Here is a 14,985-nt window from a genome sequence, read left to right on the forward strand (position 1 = left end):
CATGACATCGAGCATTACGCGCCGGGATGGCGAGGCGCGACGGGAGACCGTGCGCATCAGGCGGGCGACCGCCCGGGACGCGAAGCGGCTCACCCGGCTGGTCAGGACTTCCCGCGCCTACGAGGGGCAGTACGCCGCCATGGTCGCCGGATACCGGGTGGGTCCCGACTACATAGAGACCCACCGGGTCTTCGTGGCCGTGGAGCCCGGCACCGAGCGGCTGCTCGGCTTCTACTCGCTCGTTCTCGCACCGCCGGAACTCGACCTGATGTTCGTCGCCGATGATGCGCAGGGACTCGGCATCGGGCGGCTCCTCGTCGGGCATCTGCGTGGCGAGGCGGAGCGCGCCGGCCTCACCGGCGTCCGCGTCGTCTCGCACCCGCCCGCCGAGGGTTTCTACCGGAGCGTGGGTGCCCGGCGGACCGGCACCCTGGCGGCCAACCCGCCCGCGGTGATGTGGGACCGGCCCGAACTGCTGCTGCCGATCGCCTGAACCCGCACGGAGCGGTCCGGCCGGCACCCGTGCACGAGCCCCGGCCGAACCCCCTTACCGGGTCGCCGTGCTACGAGGGGAAGCCCCCGTACGGGCGCGTGATGATCTCCATGGCGTGACCGGCGGGATCGAGGAAGTACACACCTCGGCCGCCGTCGTTGTGGTTGATCTCGCCCGGATGCTTCTGGTGCGGATCCGCGTAGTACGTGAGCCCGAGCTCCTTGATCCGGGCGTACGCCGTGTCGAACTCCGCTTCCGAGACGAGGAAGGCGTAGTGCTGCATGACGATCGAGGCTTCGGGAATGGTCGCGAAGTCCAAGGTGACCCCGTTCGCGGTTTCGACCGCGATGAACGGGCCCCATTCCGCGCCGACTTCCAGCCCCAGTATGTCCGCGAGGAACTCGGCGGACTCCCGGTTGTCCCGGGCGTGAACGATGGTGTGATTCAACTGGACTGACACTGTGGAATGCCTCCAACAGGCATCTCCGGGCACCTCCACGCCTCACCCGGCCGGTGACCGACGCGCGATGCCGTACATAAGATCCTAGGTGAGGTCGAACTGGTCGTCGAGAGCCGGTGATCGATCCGGCCATCCCCCCGGCCCCGGTGACCGGCTACGGTGGGGGAGGGGGAAACGCGAAGTACTCCGGGTATTCGGACGGAGGCTCCCGGTGACCTCCACAGCACGTCTTCCCGACAGTCAGGGCAGCGACGACGGCCGCCACGAGACGCCCGAGGAACGAGCGGACCGGCGGTGGACCGATCTGCTCCAGGAACTGCGCGTGGCCCAGACCGGCGTCCAGATCCTGTTCGGCTTCCTGCTCGCCGTCGTCTTCCAGCCCCGCTTCGCCGAGCTCTCGGACACCGACCGCACCATCTACGTGGTCACCGTGTTGCTGGGATCGGCCACCGCCGCCGCCCTGATCGGGCCCGTCTCGTACCACCGGCTGCTGACCGGACGGCGGCTCAAACCGCAGACGGTCACCTGGGCGTCACGCATGACCGTGCTCGGGCTCGTCCTGCTGTTCTGCACCATGTGCTCCGCCCTGCTGCTCATCCTGCGGGTGGCCCTGCACAACTCCGCCGCCCTGTGGCTGGTCGGCGGCATGGCGCTGTGGTTCCTGATCTGCTGGTTCGTCTTCCCGGCCTGGGCGCTGGCCCGCTCCTCGTCCGGGCACGAGAAATGACCGCGGCGCGGGGGAGCGGAACGGTCAGCCGGAGTCGCCTGCCGCGAGCCCCCGGACATCCGTGACCGTGAAGAGGCCGCCGTCCGGGTCCAGCAGGGTCGCCTCGCTGCCCCGCGCCAGCGGCCGCTGTTCGACCAGGCTGCCGCCGTACTCCCTCGCCGCAGCGACCGTGGCCGCCACATCGGTGACGGGGAAGTGCACCTGCCAGTGGGGGCGGACCAGCGGATCGGGCGCCGCCTCCACCGCGCCGGAGCTGATCCGGGCGAGCCGGCGCCCGTCGCAGTCGATGATGACCTCGTCCTTCTCGTACGACACCTCGCAGCACCCCGGGCGCCCGCTCGCCCAGTCGAGCACCTCTCCGTAGAAGATCGCGGCATCGAAGGCGTTCCTGGTGTGCAGACGCAGCCAGGCGTGCGAATAGCCGTCCGGCGCGGGCGGCGAGGTCGCGGGCTCGGTCCGCTCCCAGATGCCGAACACCGCACCGTCCCGGTCCGCCGCCAGCGCCCCGCGCCCCTTGCCGAGCGCCATCGGCCCCACGGCGACCGTGCCGCTGCGCTCACGGATGCGTGAGGCGGCCGCGTCGGCGTCGGCGACGGCGAAATAGGGTGTCCAGGCCACGGCCACCCGGTAGGCGGTCGCCACCGCGCCGATGCCCGCGACCGGTACGTCGCCCCGGCGTGCGACCGAGAACTCCTGCCCCAGCTTGCCCGGACGGAAGGTCCACCCCAGCACAGCGGCGTAGAACTCCTGCGCCGATTCCAGATCGCGGGTCATGAGGTTGACCCAGCAGGGCGCTGCGGATCCGGTCAGCGGCGCCGGTGTCGGCGCCCTCCCCGGGTGGCTTCCGGTCATGGTCCTACTGCCTTCATCGGTTCCGAGGTCTGCGTCCGTCCGTGGCCGTCGGGGCCCTCACCAGCCTCACCGGGGGCGGCCGCCCCCGCAACACGCGACGCCCTTCCCCGAGGACCGCTGCCGGGGAGGTCAGAGGGTCAGTCGCGCTGCTCGTCGGTCTCGCGACGGATGGTCTCGCTCCCGTGGTCGCCGAGCTCATAGGGCGAAAGGCCACGGCCGTCGGGCGGGAAGTGGTCGTCGCCGTGCACGTCGCGTTCCTCGATGTGGCTGCGGTGGTCCGGCCGTGGTGGCTGCTCGTCGGGTCTGGGTGGTGGCAGCTCCTCGGCCCGGCGCCGCTTCCCCAGCCAGACCGCGCCGATCAGCACGGCCACCAGCACCACTCCGACAATGCCCATCACCGACCCGGTCGCGCCCCGGCCGTCGGCAAGGACGAGGGCCAGCGAACTCAGGTCTGCGCTCGAAACGTCCATGCTTGCCGGATACCCCTAGGCGGAGACCTCAGTCGATAATTCACATGAATTCATGTTTTAAGTGGATATGAACTAAAAGGTGTTTCGCGTCGGGGGGCCGCGATCGGCTCGTGCGGCGGCGGTCTCGTGTCGCCGTTGCCCTGTCAAGGGGCGAGCCTGGAGACAGCTTCGAATCGCCTCAGGGCACGACGCCCGCCGTCGGGGCCATCGGTCCCGGGGGCGGGGCGCGCGGCGGAACACCGAGCGGAAGGAACCGCGGTGAACACCATCAAGGAGAAGCAGACGGAGGAGAGCGGGTACGGCCAGGAGGTCTCGGTCGTCATCAGCGGGTGCGAGAAGGCCGACGCGCGGATGGTCTTCGACGTGCTGCGTGCCGCGTTCACCACCGACCGGGCCTCGGCCGACGTACCGCAGGATCTTGCGGGGAAGCGCCCCACCGCTTGGGTGGTGACCGTCGACGTCACCGAGGCGAGGGTGGTCTCGGGGCCGGTCGCGCTCGGCGCGCCCGTGAGCGTCGATGTGCAGGGCGGCTACTGGGCGGTGGAGCGGCTCCGCCAGAGCCTGGCGCACGCCTTCGACGTAAAGGTCGTCGGGACCGTCTCCGGTGACCAGGAGGAAGAGGTGCGGCTGCGTCTGGCGAGCCGGTAGACCGATGGACCGACAGTCCGGAGGGCCACGGCCCGGCGGCGGAGCAATGAGGCGGGAAGCCACCGCACGTCTGGTAGAAAGCGGACAAAAGACCACCCCTGAAAGGTGCGAGTGCGTGGACCCCTCTCACGGGCGGGACGACGGTGCGCAACAGCCGGGAGCAACCGGTGACCGTTCCACCCTGACACTGCAGATCAACGGAACCGAGCGGACGCTCACGCTCGATCACCGCACCACCGTCCTGGACGCCCTGCGCGAGCATCTCGACCTCACCGGTGCGAAGAAGGGCTGCGACCACGGACAGTGCGGGGCGTGCACCGTCATCGTCGACGGGCGGCGCGCCAACAGCTGCCTGCTGCTCGCCGTCGCCCACGACGGCGCCGCCATCACCACCGTCGAGGGCCTCGCCGAAGGTGACCTCCTCCACCCCCTCCAGGAAGCCTTCCTGGACCGCGACGCCCTCCAATGCGGCTACTGCACCCCCGGCCAGATCTGCTCGGCCGTCGGCATGCTCGGCGAGGCGGCGGACGGCTTCCCGTCCCATGTCACACCCCGGAGCGCACCCGTATCGGCCCCGGCACCGCTCGGCGCCGACGAGATCCGCGAGCGGATGAGCGGCAACCTGTGCCGCTGCGGCGCGTACCCCCGTATCGTCGAGGCGATCGAGGACGTGGCGCCATGAAGCCCTTCGCCTACCTCCGCGCCCGGTCCACCGAGGAAGCGGTCCAGGAGAGCGCCGCCCGCCCCGGCGCCGTGTTCCTCGGCGGCGGCACCAACCTCGTCGACCTGATGAAGCTCGGTGTCGAAGCCCCCGAGCTGCTCATCGACATCCGTCGGCTGCCGCTGGACCACGTGGCCGACACCGCGGACGGCGGCCTGCGGATCGGCGCGACCGTGCGCAACAGCGACCTGGCCGCCCATCCCGCGGTACGAACCCGGTACCCCGTCCTGTCGCAGGCGCTGCTCTCCGGCGCCTCCGGGCAGCTCCGCAACACCGCCACGACAGGCGGCAACCTGCTGCAACGCACCCGTTGCCCGTACTTCCAGGACACCTCCAAGCCGTGCAACAAGCGGGAACCCGGCACCGGCTGCCCCGCCCGCGACAGCGCCCAGCGCGATCTCGCCGTACTCGGCCACTCCGCGCAGTGCGTCGCCACCCACCCGTCCGACATGGCCGTCGCCCTGTCCGCCCTCGACGCCACCGTCCACCTGCACGGACCGGACGGCGCGCGGACCGTGCCCGCCACCGGATTCCACCGCCTGCCCGGCGACACCCCCGACCGGGACACCGAGATCCGGCCGGGCGAACTCATCACCGAAGTGACCCTGCCACCGAGCCCCGGCGGCGCCGCCTCCCTCTACCGCAAGGCCCGCGACCGCGCCTCCTTCGCCTTCGCCCTCGCGTCCGTCGCCGCCGTACTGAGCGTCCGCGACGGCCGGATCGAGCACGCCGCGCTGGCCTTCGGCGGACTTGCCCACCGGCCCTGGCGCGCACGGGCCGCCGAGGACGTGCTCCGGGGCGCACCGGCCACCGACGAGACCTTCGCACGGGCCGTGGACGCCGAACTCACCGCGGCCCGGCCGCTGCGCGACAACGCGTTCAAGGTGGGCCTCGCCCGCAATCTGGCCGTCGACGCACTCGCCGAACTCGCCGCCGACAGCTGAGCAACCGCACCCACGCCGACCCCCTGCCGTGAGGACCCCGTCATGAGCCAGGCCCCGCCACCACTGGGCACCCCCGTCGTCCGCCGTGAGGGCCGGGACAAGGTCACGGGCACCGCCCGCTACGCCGCCGAGCACACTCCGCCGGGGTGTCTGTACGGTCGGCCCGTCCCCGCCACGATCGCCCGCGGCCGCGTCGACGCCATCCGCGCGGACGAGGCACTGGCCCTGCCGGGTGTGCACGCCGTACTCACCCACGACAACGCGCCCCGGCTGAAGGAGCCCGACGACCCGATCCTCGCCGTCCTCCAGAACGACCTGGTCCCGCACCGGGGCTGGCCCGTCGCGCTCGTGGTGGCCGACACGCTCGACCACGCCCGTGCCGGGGCCGAGGCGCTGCAGATCGCGTACGAAACCACCGAGCACGATGTCCTCCTGTCCGAGGACCACCCCGGCCTGTACACGCCGGAGACCGTCAACGGCGAGTACCCCGCCGTCCGCGAACGCGGCGACGCCGACCGGGCCTTCGCCATGGCACCCGTACAGGTCGACGCCACTTACATCATCGGCGCCCTGCACAACCACCCCATGGAGCCGCACGCCTCCACCGCGCAGTGGACGGAGGACGGGCATCTGCACGTCCATGACTCGAATCAGGGGTCCACCGCGGCCCGCGAGAGCCTCGCCGCCGCCTTCGGGCTCCGGCCGCAGCAGGTCACCGTGGTCTCCGAACACGTCGGGGGCGGCTTCGGCTGCAAAGGCACCACACGCCCGCAGGCCGTCCTGGCGGCCATGGCCGCGCGCCACACCGGACGCCCCGTCAAGGTCGCCCTGCCGCGGCGCCAGTTGGCTGCCGTGGTCGGCCACCGCCCGCCCACCGTGCAGCGCCTCCGGCTCGGTGCCGAACTCGACGGTACCCTCACCTCGGTCTCCCACGAGGTCATCACCCAGACCTCCACGATCAAGGAGTTCGTGGAGCAGGCGGCCGTCCCGGCCCGCATCATGTACGGGTCGGCTCACAGCCGTACCACCCATCGTGTGACCGCCCTGGATGTGCCGAGCCCCTCCTGGATGCGCGCACCGGGCGAGGCCCCGGGCATGTACGCGCTGGAATCCGCCATGGACGAACTCGCCGCGGCCCTCGGCATCGACCCCGTCGAACTGCGCCTGCGCAATGATCCGGCCGACGAACCCGACTCCGGCCGCCCGTTCAGCAGCCGGGGTCTCGCCGCCTGTCTGGAGTCGGGTGCCGCACGCTTCGGCTGGTACGACCGCGATCCGCGCCCCGCGGTTCGCGAGGAGGGTCCGCTGCTGGTCGGTACGGGCGTCGCGTCCGCCACGTATCCCGTGTACCTTTTCGGCTCCAGCGCCTCGGCGCACGCGGCACCCGACGGCTCGTACCGCGTCCAGGTCAACGCCACCGACATCGGTACCGGCGCCCGCACCGTGCTCGCGCAGATCGCGGCCTCCGTACTGGACACCCCGGTGGAGAACGTCAGGATCGACATCGGCAGCAGCGAACTGCCCGACGCCCCGCTGGCCGGCGGCTCCTCGGGTACGGCCTCCTGGGGCTGGTCCGTGCACAAGGCGTCCACCGCCCTGCTGGGACAGCTGCGCGAGCGCACCGGCCCCCTTCCCGTCGAGGGGCTGACGGCCTTCGCGAATACCGGGCAGGAGACCTCCGGGCAGTCCTCGTACGCACGCCACGCTTTCGGTGCGCAATTCGCCGAGGTCGCCGTCGACTCCCGCACCGGAGAAGTGCGGGTGCGCCGGATGCTCGGCGTCTTCGCCGCCGGACGCATCCTCAACTCCCGTACCGCGCGCTCCCAGTTCATCGGCGGCATGACCATGGGGATCGGCATGGCACTGACCGAGGCCTGCACCATGGACCCCGTCTTCGGCGACTTCACCGAGAACGATCTCGCTTCCTACCATGTGCCGGCCTGCGCCGATGTGCCGGAGATCGAGGCGCACTGGATCGACGAGGAGGATCCGCATCTCAACCCGATGGGCAGCAAGGGCATCGGCGAGATCGGCATCGTCGGCGCCGCGGCGGCCCTCGGCAACGCCGTCCGGCACGCCACCGGTATCAGACTGCGCAGCCTCCCGCTCACCCCGGACGCGCTGTTGCCGTATCTGCTGTGACCTGGGCGGTCGTCCCCTGTGTTGCGGGACCGGTTCCGCCGGGTCACCCTGTTGAGTGACCCAGAAGTTACATCTGCTCACTCTTCGCGTCCGGGGGTCGTTCGTCCGACAGGGCGAAGCCAGTGAGCCTCGATGTGAGGAGCCTCGACGATGACCGTTCCACTCGACCGGCACTATCTGGTCGAACTCCAGGTTTCGACAGAGCGTGTGTCCCAGCTGCGGCGAATAATCGCGGCGCACCTCCGCCACTGGAGTCTCGAACTCCACGTCCGGCCGGTGTGCCGGGGCGTGGAGGAGTTGCTGACCAATGTCCACCGGCATGTCGGTGACGACAACAATTGCGTCGTCGAACTCCGCTGGTCCGGGCGGCATCTCACGGTCTCCGTCGCCGACAACGGCTCCGAGATGCCGAAGCTGCTCAGCACCGGCGGCGGTGGCCTGAGCCGGGTCATGGCCCTGAGCGACAGCTGGGGCACCTGCCGTACGGCCGAGGGCAAGGTCGTCTGGTTCACCCGGTACGCCGAGGAGCCGTACAGCGTCGACCTGACGCCGCTCTCGCCTCTGCCCGGTGTGCGCGAGTTCCGCCGCCCGCCCGACACGGTCGCCGCCCCCGTCGCCGAGCCCGCGACGGCAGCCGACCCCGCTCTCGTCTGAGACGGGCCACCGGGACCGCCGGCTTGCGCCCCCGCTGAAACGCCTCCCCGCCCGGCGCGGACGACGTGCACACGGTACGCACGGACCGCGCCGGCCGGGTGTCCGCCCGGCGGGGCCCGCGTTGCGGCACGGCGCACGGCGCGGCACGGTCGAAGAACCGAGGCTAGGAGGACACGGCCATGCCCATCGCGACGGTCAATCCCGCGAACGGCGAAACCCTCAGAACGTTCGAAGCGCTGGACGAGGCGGGGATCGAGCAGCGGCTCGACGCCGCCGACGCCGCGTTCAGGCAGTACCGGACCACCGGATTCGCCGAACGGGCCCGTCTGCTGCACCAGGCCGCGGGGCTGCTCGACGAGGACCAGCAGGACATCGCGCGCACCATGACCACCGAAATGGGCAAACCCGTCAAGGCGGCCCGCGCGGAGGCCGCCAAATGCGCCAAGGCCATGCGCTGGTACGCGGCCCATGCGGAGGAACTCCTCGCGGACGAGCATCCGTCCGCCGCCGATGTGCGGGACTCCGGTGCCTCCCGGGCCTACGTCCACTACCGGCCGCTCGGCGCCGTGCTCGCCGTGATGCCGTGGAACTTCCCGCTCTGGCAGGTCGTACGGTTCGCCGCCCCGGCCCTCATGGCGGGGAACGTCGGCCTGCTCAAGCACGCCTCCAACGTCCCGCAGACGGCGATGTATCTGGAGGGCCTGTTCCGCCGGGCCGGATTCCCGGCGGGGTGCTTCCAGACCCTGCTGGTGGGATCGGGGGCGGTCGAGTCGATCCTGCGGGACCGCCGGGTCGCCGCGGCCACCCTCACCGGCAGCGAACCGGCCGGCCGCTCGGTCGCGTCGATCGCCGGCGACGAGGTGAAGCACACCGTCCTGGAGCTGGGCGGCAGCGACCCGTATCTCGTCATGCCTTCGGCGGACGTCGCCAGGGCCGCCCGCACCGCCGTCACCGCGCGGGTGCAGAACAACGGGCAGTCCTGCATCGCCGCCAAACGGTTCATCGTGCACACGGAGGTGTACGAGGAGTTCGCCGAGCGGTTCACCGTGGGCATGAGCGATCTGACGGTCGGCGACCCGATGCAGGAGTCCACCGACATCGGACCGCTCGCCAGCGAACAGGGCCGCACCGACCTGGAGGAGCTGGTGGACGACGCGGTGCGGCAGGGCGCGAGCGCCCTGTGCGGAGGCGGCAGGCCCGACGGTCTGGCCCCGGAACTGGAGCGCGGCTGGTTCTACGCCCCCACCGTCCTCACCGGGATCACCCCCGCCATGCGCATCCACCGTGAGGAGACCTTCGGGCCCGTCGCCTCGCTCTACCGGGTCGACGGACTGGACGAAGCCGTGGCGCTCGCCAACGACAGCTCCTTCGGCCTCAGCTCCAACGTATGGACCCGCGACCCGGACGAGGCGCGTCGCTGCGTACGCGATCTGGAGGCGGGCAGTGTCTTCTTCAACGGCATGACGGCGTCCCATCCCGCGTTGCCCTTCGGCGGCGTCAAACGCTCCGGCTACGGGCGTGAGCTCGCCGGTCAGGGCATCCGCGCATTCTGCAACGCGACCACGGTCTGGTACGGCCCCGAGCCCGTCGGTGCCACGTCCTAGAGCCCTTCGGCTGGAGACATCCATGAGCAACGCCCCCGGCCCGGCAGTCCCGTCCGGCCCGTCCGACGAAGAGATCGCGGCACTCGACGCGCACTGGCGGGCCGCCAACTACCTGGCCGTCGGCCAGATCTATCTGATGGCCGACCCGCTCCTGACCCGGCCGCTCGCCCGGGAGGACATCAAGCCGCGGCTGCTCGGCCACTGGGGCACCTCACCCGGGCTGAACCTGGTCCACACCCACCTCAACCGGATCATCAGGTCCCGCGGCGTCCAGGGCCTCTGCGTCTGGGGCCCCGGCCACGGCGGACCCGCCGTCCTCGCCAACTCCTGGCTGGAGGGCAGCTACTCGGAGACGTACCCCGACGTCGGCCGCGACGCCGAAGGCATGGGGCTGCTGTTCAAGCAGTTCTCCTTCCCCGGCGGGGTGCCCAGCCACGTGGCACCGGAGACACCCGGCTCCATCCACGAGGGCGGCGAACTCGGCTACGCCCTCACCCACGCCTACGGGGCCGCCCTCGACCACCCCGACCTGCTCGTCACCTGCGTCATCGGCGACGGCGAGGCCGAGACCGGACCGCTCGCCGCGTCCTGGCACTCCAACAAGTTCCTCGACCCGGTGCACGACGGAGCCGTCCTCCCGGTCCTCCACCTCAACGGCTACAAGATCGCCAACCCGACCGTGCTCGCCCGCCTCCCCGAGACGGAGCTCGACGCCCTGCTGCGCGGCTACGGGCACGACCCCCTGTACGTCGGCGGCGACGACCCGCTCAACGTCCACCGGGCGATGGCCGCCGCGATGGACCGGGCCGTCGACCGGATCCGGGAGCTCCAGGCCGCAGCCCGCACCGGCGGCGACACCGGCCGCCCGCACTGGCCGATAATCGTGCTGCGCACCCCCAAGGGCTGGACCGGCCCGGTGGAGGTCGACGGGGTGCCCGTCGAGGGCACCTGGCGCGCCCATCAGGTCCCGCTGCCCGGGGTCCGGGACAACCCGGACCATCTGCGGCAGCTGGAGGCGTGGATGCGCTCCTACCGGCCCGAGGAGCTCTTCGACGCGTCGGGGCGGCCCAGCGCCCAGGTGCTCGCCTGCGTGCCCGAGGGCGACGCCCGGCTCGGCTCGACCCCGTACGCGAACGGCGGTCTGCTCCTGCGCGACCTGCCCATCCCGCCGCTGGACGACCACGCCGTCGAGGTCGACAAGCCCGGCACCGTGCTGCACGAGCCGACGCGGGTGCTCGGCGGTCTGCTGGAGGCCGTCATGGCCGCCACCGCCGAGCGCCGCGACTTCCGTGTCGTGGGCCCCGACGAAACCGCCTCGAACCGGCTCGACGCCCTCTACGGCGCCACCGCCAAGGCATGGCAGGAACGGATGCTGCCCACCGACGAGCACCTCTCCCGCGACGGCCGCGTCATGGAGGTGCTCTCCGAGCATCTGTGCCAGGGCTGGCTGGAGGGATATCTGCTCACCGGGCGGCACGGTCTCTTCTCCTGCTACGAGGCGTTCGCCCACATCGTCGACTCGATGGTCAACCAGCACATCAAATGGCTCAGGACATCCCGCCGACTGGCCTGGCGCCGCCCCATCGCCTCGCTCAACTACCTGCTCACCTCGCACGTCTGGCGCCAGGACCACAACGGGTTCTCCCATCAGGACCCGGGTTTCGTCGACCACATCCTCAACAAGAGCCCCGAGGTCGTACGGGTCTATCTGCCGCCGGACGCCAACACCCTGCTCTCCGTCGCCGACCATGCGCTGCGCAGCCGCGACTACGTCAATGTGATCGTGGCCGGCAAACAGCCGTCCTTCGACTGGCTCACCATGGACCAGGCCCGCGCGCACTGCGCCCGCGGCGCCGGTGTGTGGGAGTGGGCGGGTACGGAGGACGGCAGCCGCGAACCCGACGTGGTGCTCGCCTGCGCCGGCGACGTACCCACGCTGGAGACACTGGCCGCCGCCGACCTGCTGCGCAGGCACCTGCCGGAACTGGCGGTACGGGTGGTGAACGTGGTCGACATGGCGCGGCTGCTGCCGCGCGAGGAGCACCCGCACGGAATGCCGGACTCCGAATACGACGCGGTATTCACCAGGGACACCCCCGTGATCTTCGCCTACCACGGCTATCCGTGGCTGATCCACCGGCTCGCCTATCGGCGGGCGGGCCATGCGCAGCTGCATGTGCGGGGCTACAAGGAGGAGGGCACCACCACGACGCCCTTCGACATGGTGGTCCGCAACGACCTGGACCGCTACCGGCTGGTCATGGACGTCATCGACCGGGTGCCCGGCCTCGGTGTGCGCGCCGTGGCGGTACGCCAGGCGATGGCGGATGTCCGCACCCGCCATCACGCCTGGATCCGTGAGCACGGCACGGACCTGCCCGAGGTGGCCGGCTGGACCTGGAGCGGCTGACACCGCCCCGGTTCCCACGACGTGGGCTCAGCGGCCGACCGCGCGTGCCAGCTGGGCCTTCGTCATGTTCGACCGCCCGTGGATGTTCTTCTTCCTCGCCTCTTCGTAGAGCTGGTCGCGGGTCGGCCCTTCCGCTCCGCTGCGGGAGCGCAGACCGCCGCGCCGCGAGGACGACATGTCCTCGATGGAGGTACGGCTCGCCGTCCTCGACTCACCGGCGCGGGCGCGTGCCTTGTTGACCGTACGGGCCGCGATCTCCTCGGCCCGCTCCTCGCTGACCCCGCGCTCCTGCGCGCTCTCCTTGATGTGCTCGTACTGCCGTTCGCGCTTGGCGTCGTATCCGCGTGGCATGGTGCGATCACCCCTCTCCCTGGGACCTGCCCCGGGGCCCGGCGGGCCCCTCCTCAGTCTCCCAGCGACCCCACGGGCCCGCACGCCTGAGAGCCTGTCGGGTGACCTCCGACCGGGCGGCCACGCCCTGGCACGCGCGCTTCCCGCGTTGTCGTCGGTCGCCAACGCTCCGCGTTGACTCCCTCCTCCGCCTTGGAATCGCACGCACCAGACCGCGTCCGCTATCCGATCCGAGGTCACCCGACAGGCTCTGAGGCGTGCGGGCCCGTGGAGGGGTTACGGCGTCGCGCCGGTCCGGTTCAGTAGCGCAGGGCCGCCGCGATCCGTCCGTGCTCCGCGAGCGAGTCGTCCGGGAGGAAGACCACGTCGGCGCCGCTGTCCAGGGCCGCCTCGACGAGCTCGTCCACGATGTCCTCACGGACTGCGCCGTCCGAGAGGTCCGCGGCTTCGTCGCTCACCGGTTCCAGGTGCTCGTCCGTCACCCGTACGGTCTGCTGGAAGTGCTCCTCCACCGCGACCAGCCCGGCACGGCCCTCCCGCACGGCGGCCCACACCTCGTCGAGACCGCCGGCGAAGGCACGACGGCCGCGGGCCTCGTCCAGCTTGCCGTCGATCTCCGCCGCGAACCGCTGCTGCCGCTCGTCGAGCGCCGGCCGCAGCTCCTTGTGCAGGTCGCCCGGCGTCATGTCGGCGGGCGCACCCTTGGTGACCCGGCCGACGGCCGACTTGGCGCCCTCACCGACCTCGTCCAGCAGAGCGAGCGCGGGGGCGAGGCCCATCAGATAGAGCGGCCGCGGGTCCGCGGCCAGCACCGCGCGCAACTTCTCGTCGACCGTGCGCAGGAAATTGCGCGTCTCCTCGTCGCTGAAGGTGCTCGGGGTGTCGCCGATCCGCTCCTCGCGCTGTGGGTTGGGCGCCTCCTGCGGAGCCGTCAGCGGGAACCCGTCGGCCTGCTCCTGGCGCAGGGCGTCCGTCGTGCCGCTCCACAGGGCCGCCCGGTCGGCCGACACGGTGAGTGCCCAGAACGGCTGGGCCTGTGCCTTCGCGGCGACCAGGTTGCGGGTCAGATAGGTGTCGCTGAGCACCACCCGTTCGGGCGCGGTGCGCGGAAGCTGCCAGATCTGGTGCTCGTCGGCGGTGACGAGGAGGACCAGGGCGTCCAGGGCCCGGCGGGGGTCCACCTCGGTGACCGCCCGGTCGAGCTGCTCCTTGAGCGCGGTCCGGGCCTCGCGGGTGACCTCGGGGTCCGCTTCCAGCCGTCCGGCGGCCTCGGCCACCAGGTTGCGCAGCCGAACGGCGTCCTGGGCATTGTCCGGAGCGCGGCGGTGGGTCGGCATGGTCAGGGACAGGGCCGGATAGGGCTTGACCGCCCGTAGTTCCTGCAACAGGCCGACGGTCAGGGCGTCCGTATCCATCGTTCTCTCCCAGGGTTTCGGCCGGTATCCGCTCCCGAGCGAAGCGGGTGAACTCGACGAGTCAATTCATACCTTTTGATCCTAATATGAGCGAGTTCTTCGTTGTTGTTCTCAGGAGGTGCATGCGATGTCCACGCTCACCGTGTGGAAGTTCCGGTCGCCGAGGGCGCGGAGAGCATGGAGACGTCGCTCAAGTCCCTTCAGGAGGACGGGATGACACCGGGCACTTCGGCCCTGTTCCTGCTGACCACGAACGAGGTGCCCGACCGGATCGGCGACGCGCTGCCCGACGGCGGTGCCGAACTGCTCCACAGCAACCTGGACGCGCGGAGCGAGGAGCGGCTGCGCGAGGTCTTCGGTGACGAAGCGGCCTGACCGGCCGGGGGAGAGCGGCGACCGCGCTCTCCCGCACTTGTCCCCTTCTCCCTCATGCCCCTGTCCCTCCTGCCTTTCCCCTGTCCCTCTTCCCTTTCCCTGTCCCTCCCTCTTCCTAGGCCCTTCCGAGCAGACGGAGCGTCCGTGAACCCGACCAGTCCCTTGCGGCACGCCCTCGGCGGCCGCGCAGTCCGCAATCTGACCCCGGCCGTGCTGGCCGCGGTGATCATCACCGGTACCGCCGCCTGCGGCGGCTCCAACACCACCTCGACGGGCACGGCCAGGAGCACCCGTACGGTCTCCCCCGAACCGGCCAAGACCCCCTCCGCGAGTCCCACCCCCCGTACCCAGCGGGAATTCGCCGCCTCGGTCTCCGCCGCTGCCGAGCGCAACCGGCAGCAGGCGGTGAAGCGGCTCGCGGGCGTGCAGGGTCGGGGCAACGCGGTCAAGGACGTCTCGGTGACCGGGCAGCCGGTCGCGAAGTCCGAGCGGTTCCGCAGCGCCCTCGTCCGCGTCACCAACCCGACGGACAAGGCCGCCTTCTACGCCGTCAAGGTGGACTTCGTCGACGCGTCCGGGAAGCTGCTCGACTCCGTGGTGCTCGGCTTCCCGGACGCCCCGCCCGGACGGACCGTCAGCCAGCACGCCAACAGCCGGAAGGCGGCCGGCGTCAAGACCTTCCCCCGGATCGCCCAGGCCGAGCGCAGCTGACGGCCGGG

General features: G+C 71.2%; 16 protein-coding genes. 11 read left to right on the plus strand and 5 right to left on the minus strand.

Translation table 11 applies throughout. The features are described from left to right. The first annotated feature begins 1 nt into the window (after position 1). Positions 2–493, plus strand: a complete 492-nt coding sequence (locus ACFVX4_RS34540) for a GNAT family N-acetyltransferase (protein WP_389985249.1) — start codon at positions 2–4, stop codon at positions 491–493. Between the two features lie 70 nt (positions 494–563). Here ACFVX4_RS34540 and ACFVX4_RS34545 read toward each other — a convergent pair whose 3' ends face one another. After that, a complete protein-coding gene (locus ACFVX4_RS34545) occupies positions 564–953 on the minus strand; it encodes a VOC family protein (RefSeq protein WP_389985252.1) in 390 nt (129 codons plus the stop codon). 211 nt (positions 954–1,164) lie between these two features. Between ACFVX4_RS34545 and ACFVX4_RS34550 the strand changes: the two genes are divergently transcribed. Beyond that, positions 1,165–1,680 carry a DUF6328 family protein gene (locus tag ACFVX4_RS34550; protein ID WP_389985254.1) on the plus strand — a complete coding sequence of 172 codons (516 nt, stop codon included), beginning with the start codon at positions 1,165–1,167 and terminating at the stop codon, positions 1,678–1,680. A gap of 24 nt (positions 1,681–1,704) precedes the next feature. Here ACFVX4_RS34550 and ACFVX4_RS34555 read toward each other — a convergent pair whose 3' ends face one another. Continuing rightward, positions 1,705–2,532 (minus strand): VOC family protein, encoded by an 828-nt coding sequence (locus ACFVX4_RS34555; RefSeq protein ID WP_389985257.1) that lies wholly within the window; start codon positions 2,530–2,532, stop codon positions 1,705–1,707. 137 nt (positions 2,533–2,669) lie between these two features. Then, a complete protein-coding gene (locus tag ACFVX4_RS34560) occupies positions 2,670–3,002 on the minus strand; it encodes a DUF6479 family protein (RefSeq protein WP_266423879.1) in 333 nt (110 codons plus the stop codon). Positions 3,003–3,260: 258 nt separating this feature from the next. On the opposite strand from ACFVX4_RS34560, the gene ACFVX4_RS34565 reads away from it, so the two are divergent. The 7 genes from ACFVX4_RS34565 to ACFVX4_RS34595 all read left to right on the plus strand — a co-directional run bounded on the left by ACFVX4_RS34565 (position 3,261) and on the right by ACFVX4_RS34595 (position 12,125). Next, a complete protein-coding gene (locus tag ACFVX4_RS34565; RefSeq protein WP_389985260.1) occupies positions 3,261–3,650 on the plus strand; it encodes a hypothetical protein in 390 nt (129 codons plus the stop codon). Positions 3,651–3,765: 115 nt separating this feature from the next. After that, the gene (locus tag ACFVX4_RS34570) at positions 3,766–4,332 is read left to right on the plus strand and encodes a 2Fe-2S iron-sulfur cluster-binding protein (protein ID WP_389985263.1); all 567 of its coding nucleotides are present in this window, start codon (positions 3,766–3,768) and stop codon (positions 4,330–4,332) included. Continuing rightward, complete coding sequence (locus ACFVX4_RS34575) at positions 4,329–5,315, plus strand: FAD binding domain-containing protein (RefSeq protein WP_385327786.1); 987 nt, start codon at positions 4,329–4,331, stop codon at positions 5,313–5,315. The genes ACFVX4_RS34570 and ACFVX4_RS34575 overlap by 4 nt, the downstream gene beginning before the upstream one ends. Before the next feature lie 42 nt (positions 5,316–5,357). Then, positions 5,358–7,457: a xanthine dehydrogenase family protein molybdopterin-binding subunit gene (locus tag ACFVX4_RS34580; protein ID WP_389985266.1), complete on the plus strand. Its 2,100-nt coding sequence runs from the start codon at positions 5,358–5,360 to the stop codon at positions 7,455–7,457. A 150-nt stretch (positions 7,458–7,607) separates the two neighbouring features. Next, on the plus strand, positions 7,608–8,111 hold the full coding sequence (locus ACFVX4_RS34585; RefSeq protein WP_389985269.1) for an ATP-binding protein: 504 nt from the start codon (positions 7,608–7,610) through the stop codon (positions 8,109–8,111). A gap of 179 nt (positions 8,112–8,290) precedes the next feature. Continuing rightward, the gene (locus ACFVX4_RS34590; RefSeq protein WP_389985272.1) at positions 8,291–9,715 is read left to right on the plus strand and encodes an NADP-dependent succinic semialdehyde dehydrogenase; all 1,425 of its coding nucleotides are present in this window, start codon (positions 8,291–8,293) and stop codon (positions 9,713–9,715) included. A 22-nt stretch (positions 9,716–9,737) separates the two neighbouring features. After that, positions 9,738–12,125 carry a phosphoketolase gene (locus ACFVX4_RS34595; protein ID WP_389985275.1) on the plus strand — a complete coding sequence of 796 codons (2,388 nt, stop codon included), beginning with the start codon at positions 9,738–9,740 and terminating at the stop codon, positions 12,123–12,125. A gap of 27 nt (positions 12,126–12,152) precedes the next feature. On the opposite strand, the gene ACFVX4_RS34600 is transcribed toward ACFVX4_RS34595, so the two are convergent. Both ACFVX4_RS34600 and ACFVX4_RS34605 read right to left on the minus strand, forming a co-directional pair. Next, complete coding sequence (locus tag ACFVX4_RS34600; protein ID WP_266423899.1) at positions 12,153–12,476, minus strand: plasmid stabilization protein; 324 nt, start codon at positions 12,474–12,476, stop codon at positions 12,153–12,155. 299 nt (positions 12,477–12,775) lie between these two features. Beyond that, positions 12,776–13,891 carry a chemotaxis protein gene (locus tag ACFVX4_RS34605; RefSeq protein WP_389985278.1) on the minus strand — a complete coding sequence of 372 codons (1,116 nt, stop codon included), beginning with the start codon at positions 13,889–13,891 and terminating at the stop codon, positions 12,776–12,778. Positions 13,892–14,035: 144 nt separating this feature from the next. Here ACFVX4_RS34605 and ACFVX4_RS34610 point away from each other — a divergent pair, with 144 nt between their 5' ends. Beyond that, positions 14,036–14,266 carry a DUF1269 domain-containing protein gene (locus tag ACFVX4_RS34610; RefSeq protein WP_389985281.1) on the plus strand — a complete coding sequence of 77 codons (231 nt, stop codon included), beginning with the start codon at positions 14,036–14,038 and terminating at the stop codon, positions 14,264–14,266. Between the two features lie 144 nt (positions 14,267–14,410). Continuing rightward, positions 14,411–14,977, plus strand: a complete 567-nt coding sequence (locus tag ACFVX4_RS34615) for a hypothetical protein (protein WP_389985284.1) — start codon at positions 14,411–14,413, stop codon at positions 14,975–14,977. The last annotated feature ends 8 nt before the right edge of the window (positions 14,978–14,985 follow it).

It is taken from the genome of Streptomyces sp. NPDC058240 (genome assembly GCF_042882135.1).
Taxonomy (GTDB): domain Bacteria; phylum Actinomycetota; class Actinomycetes; order Streptomycetales; family Streptomycetaceae; genus Streptomyces.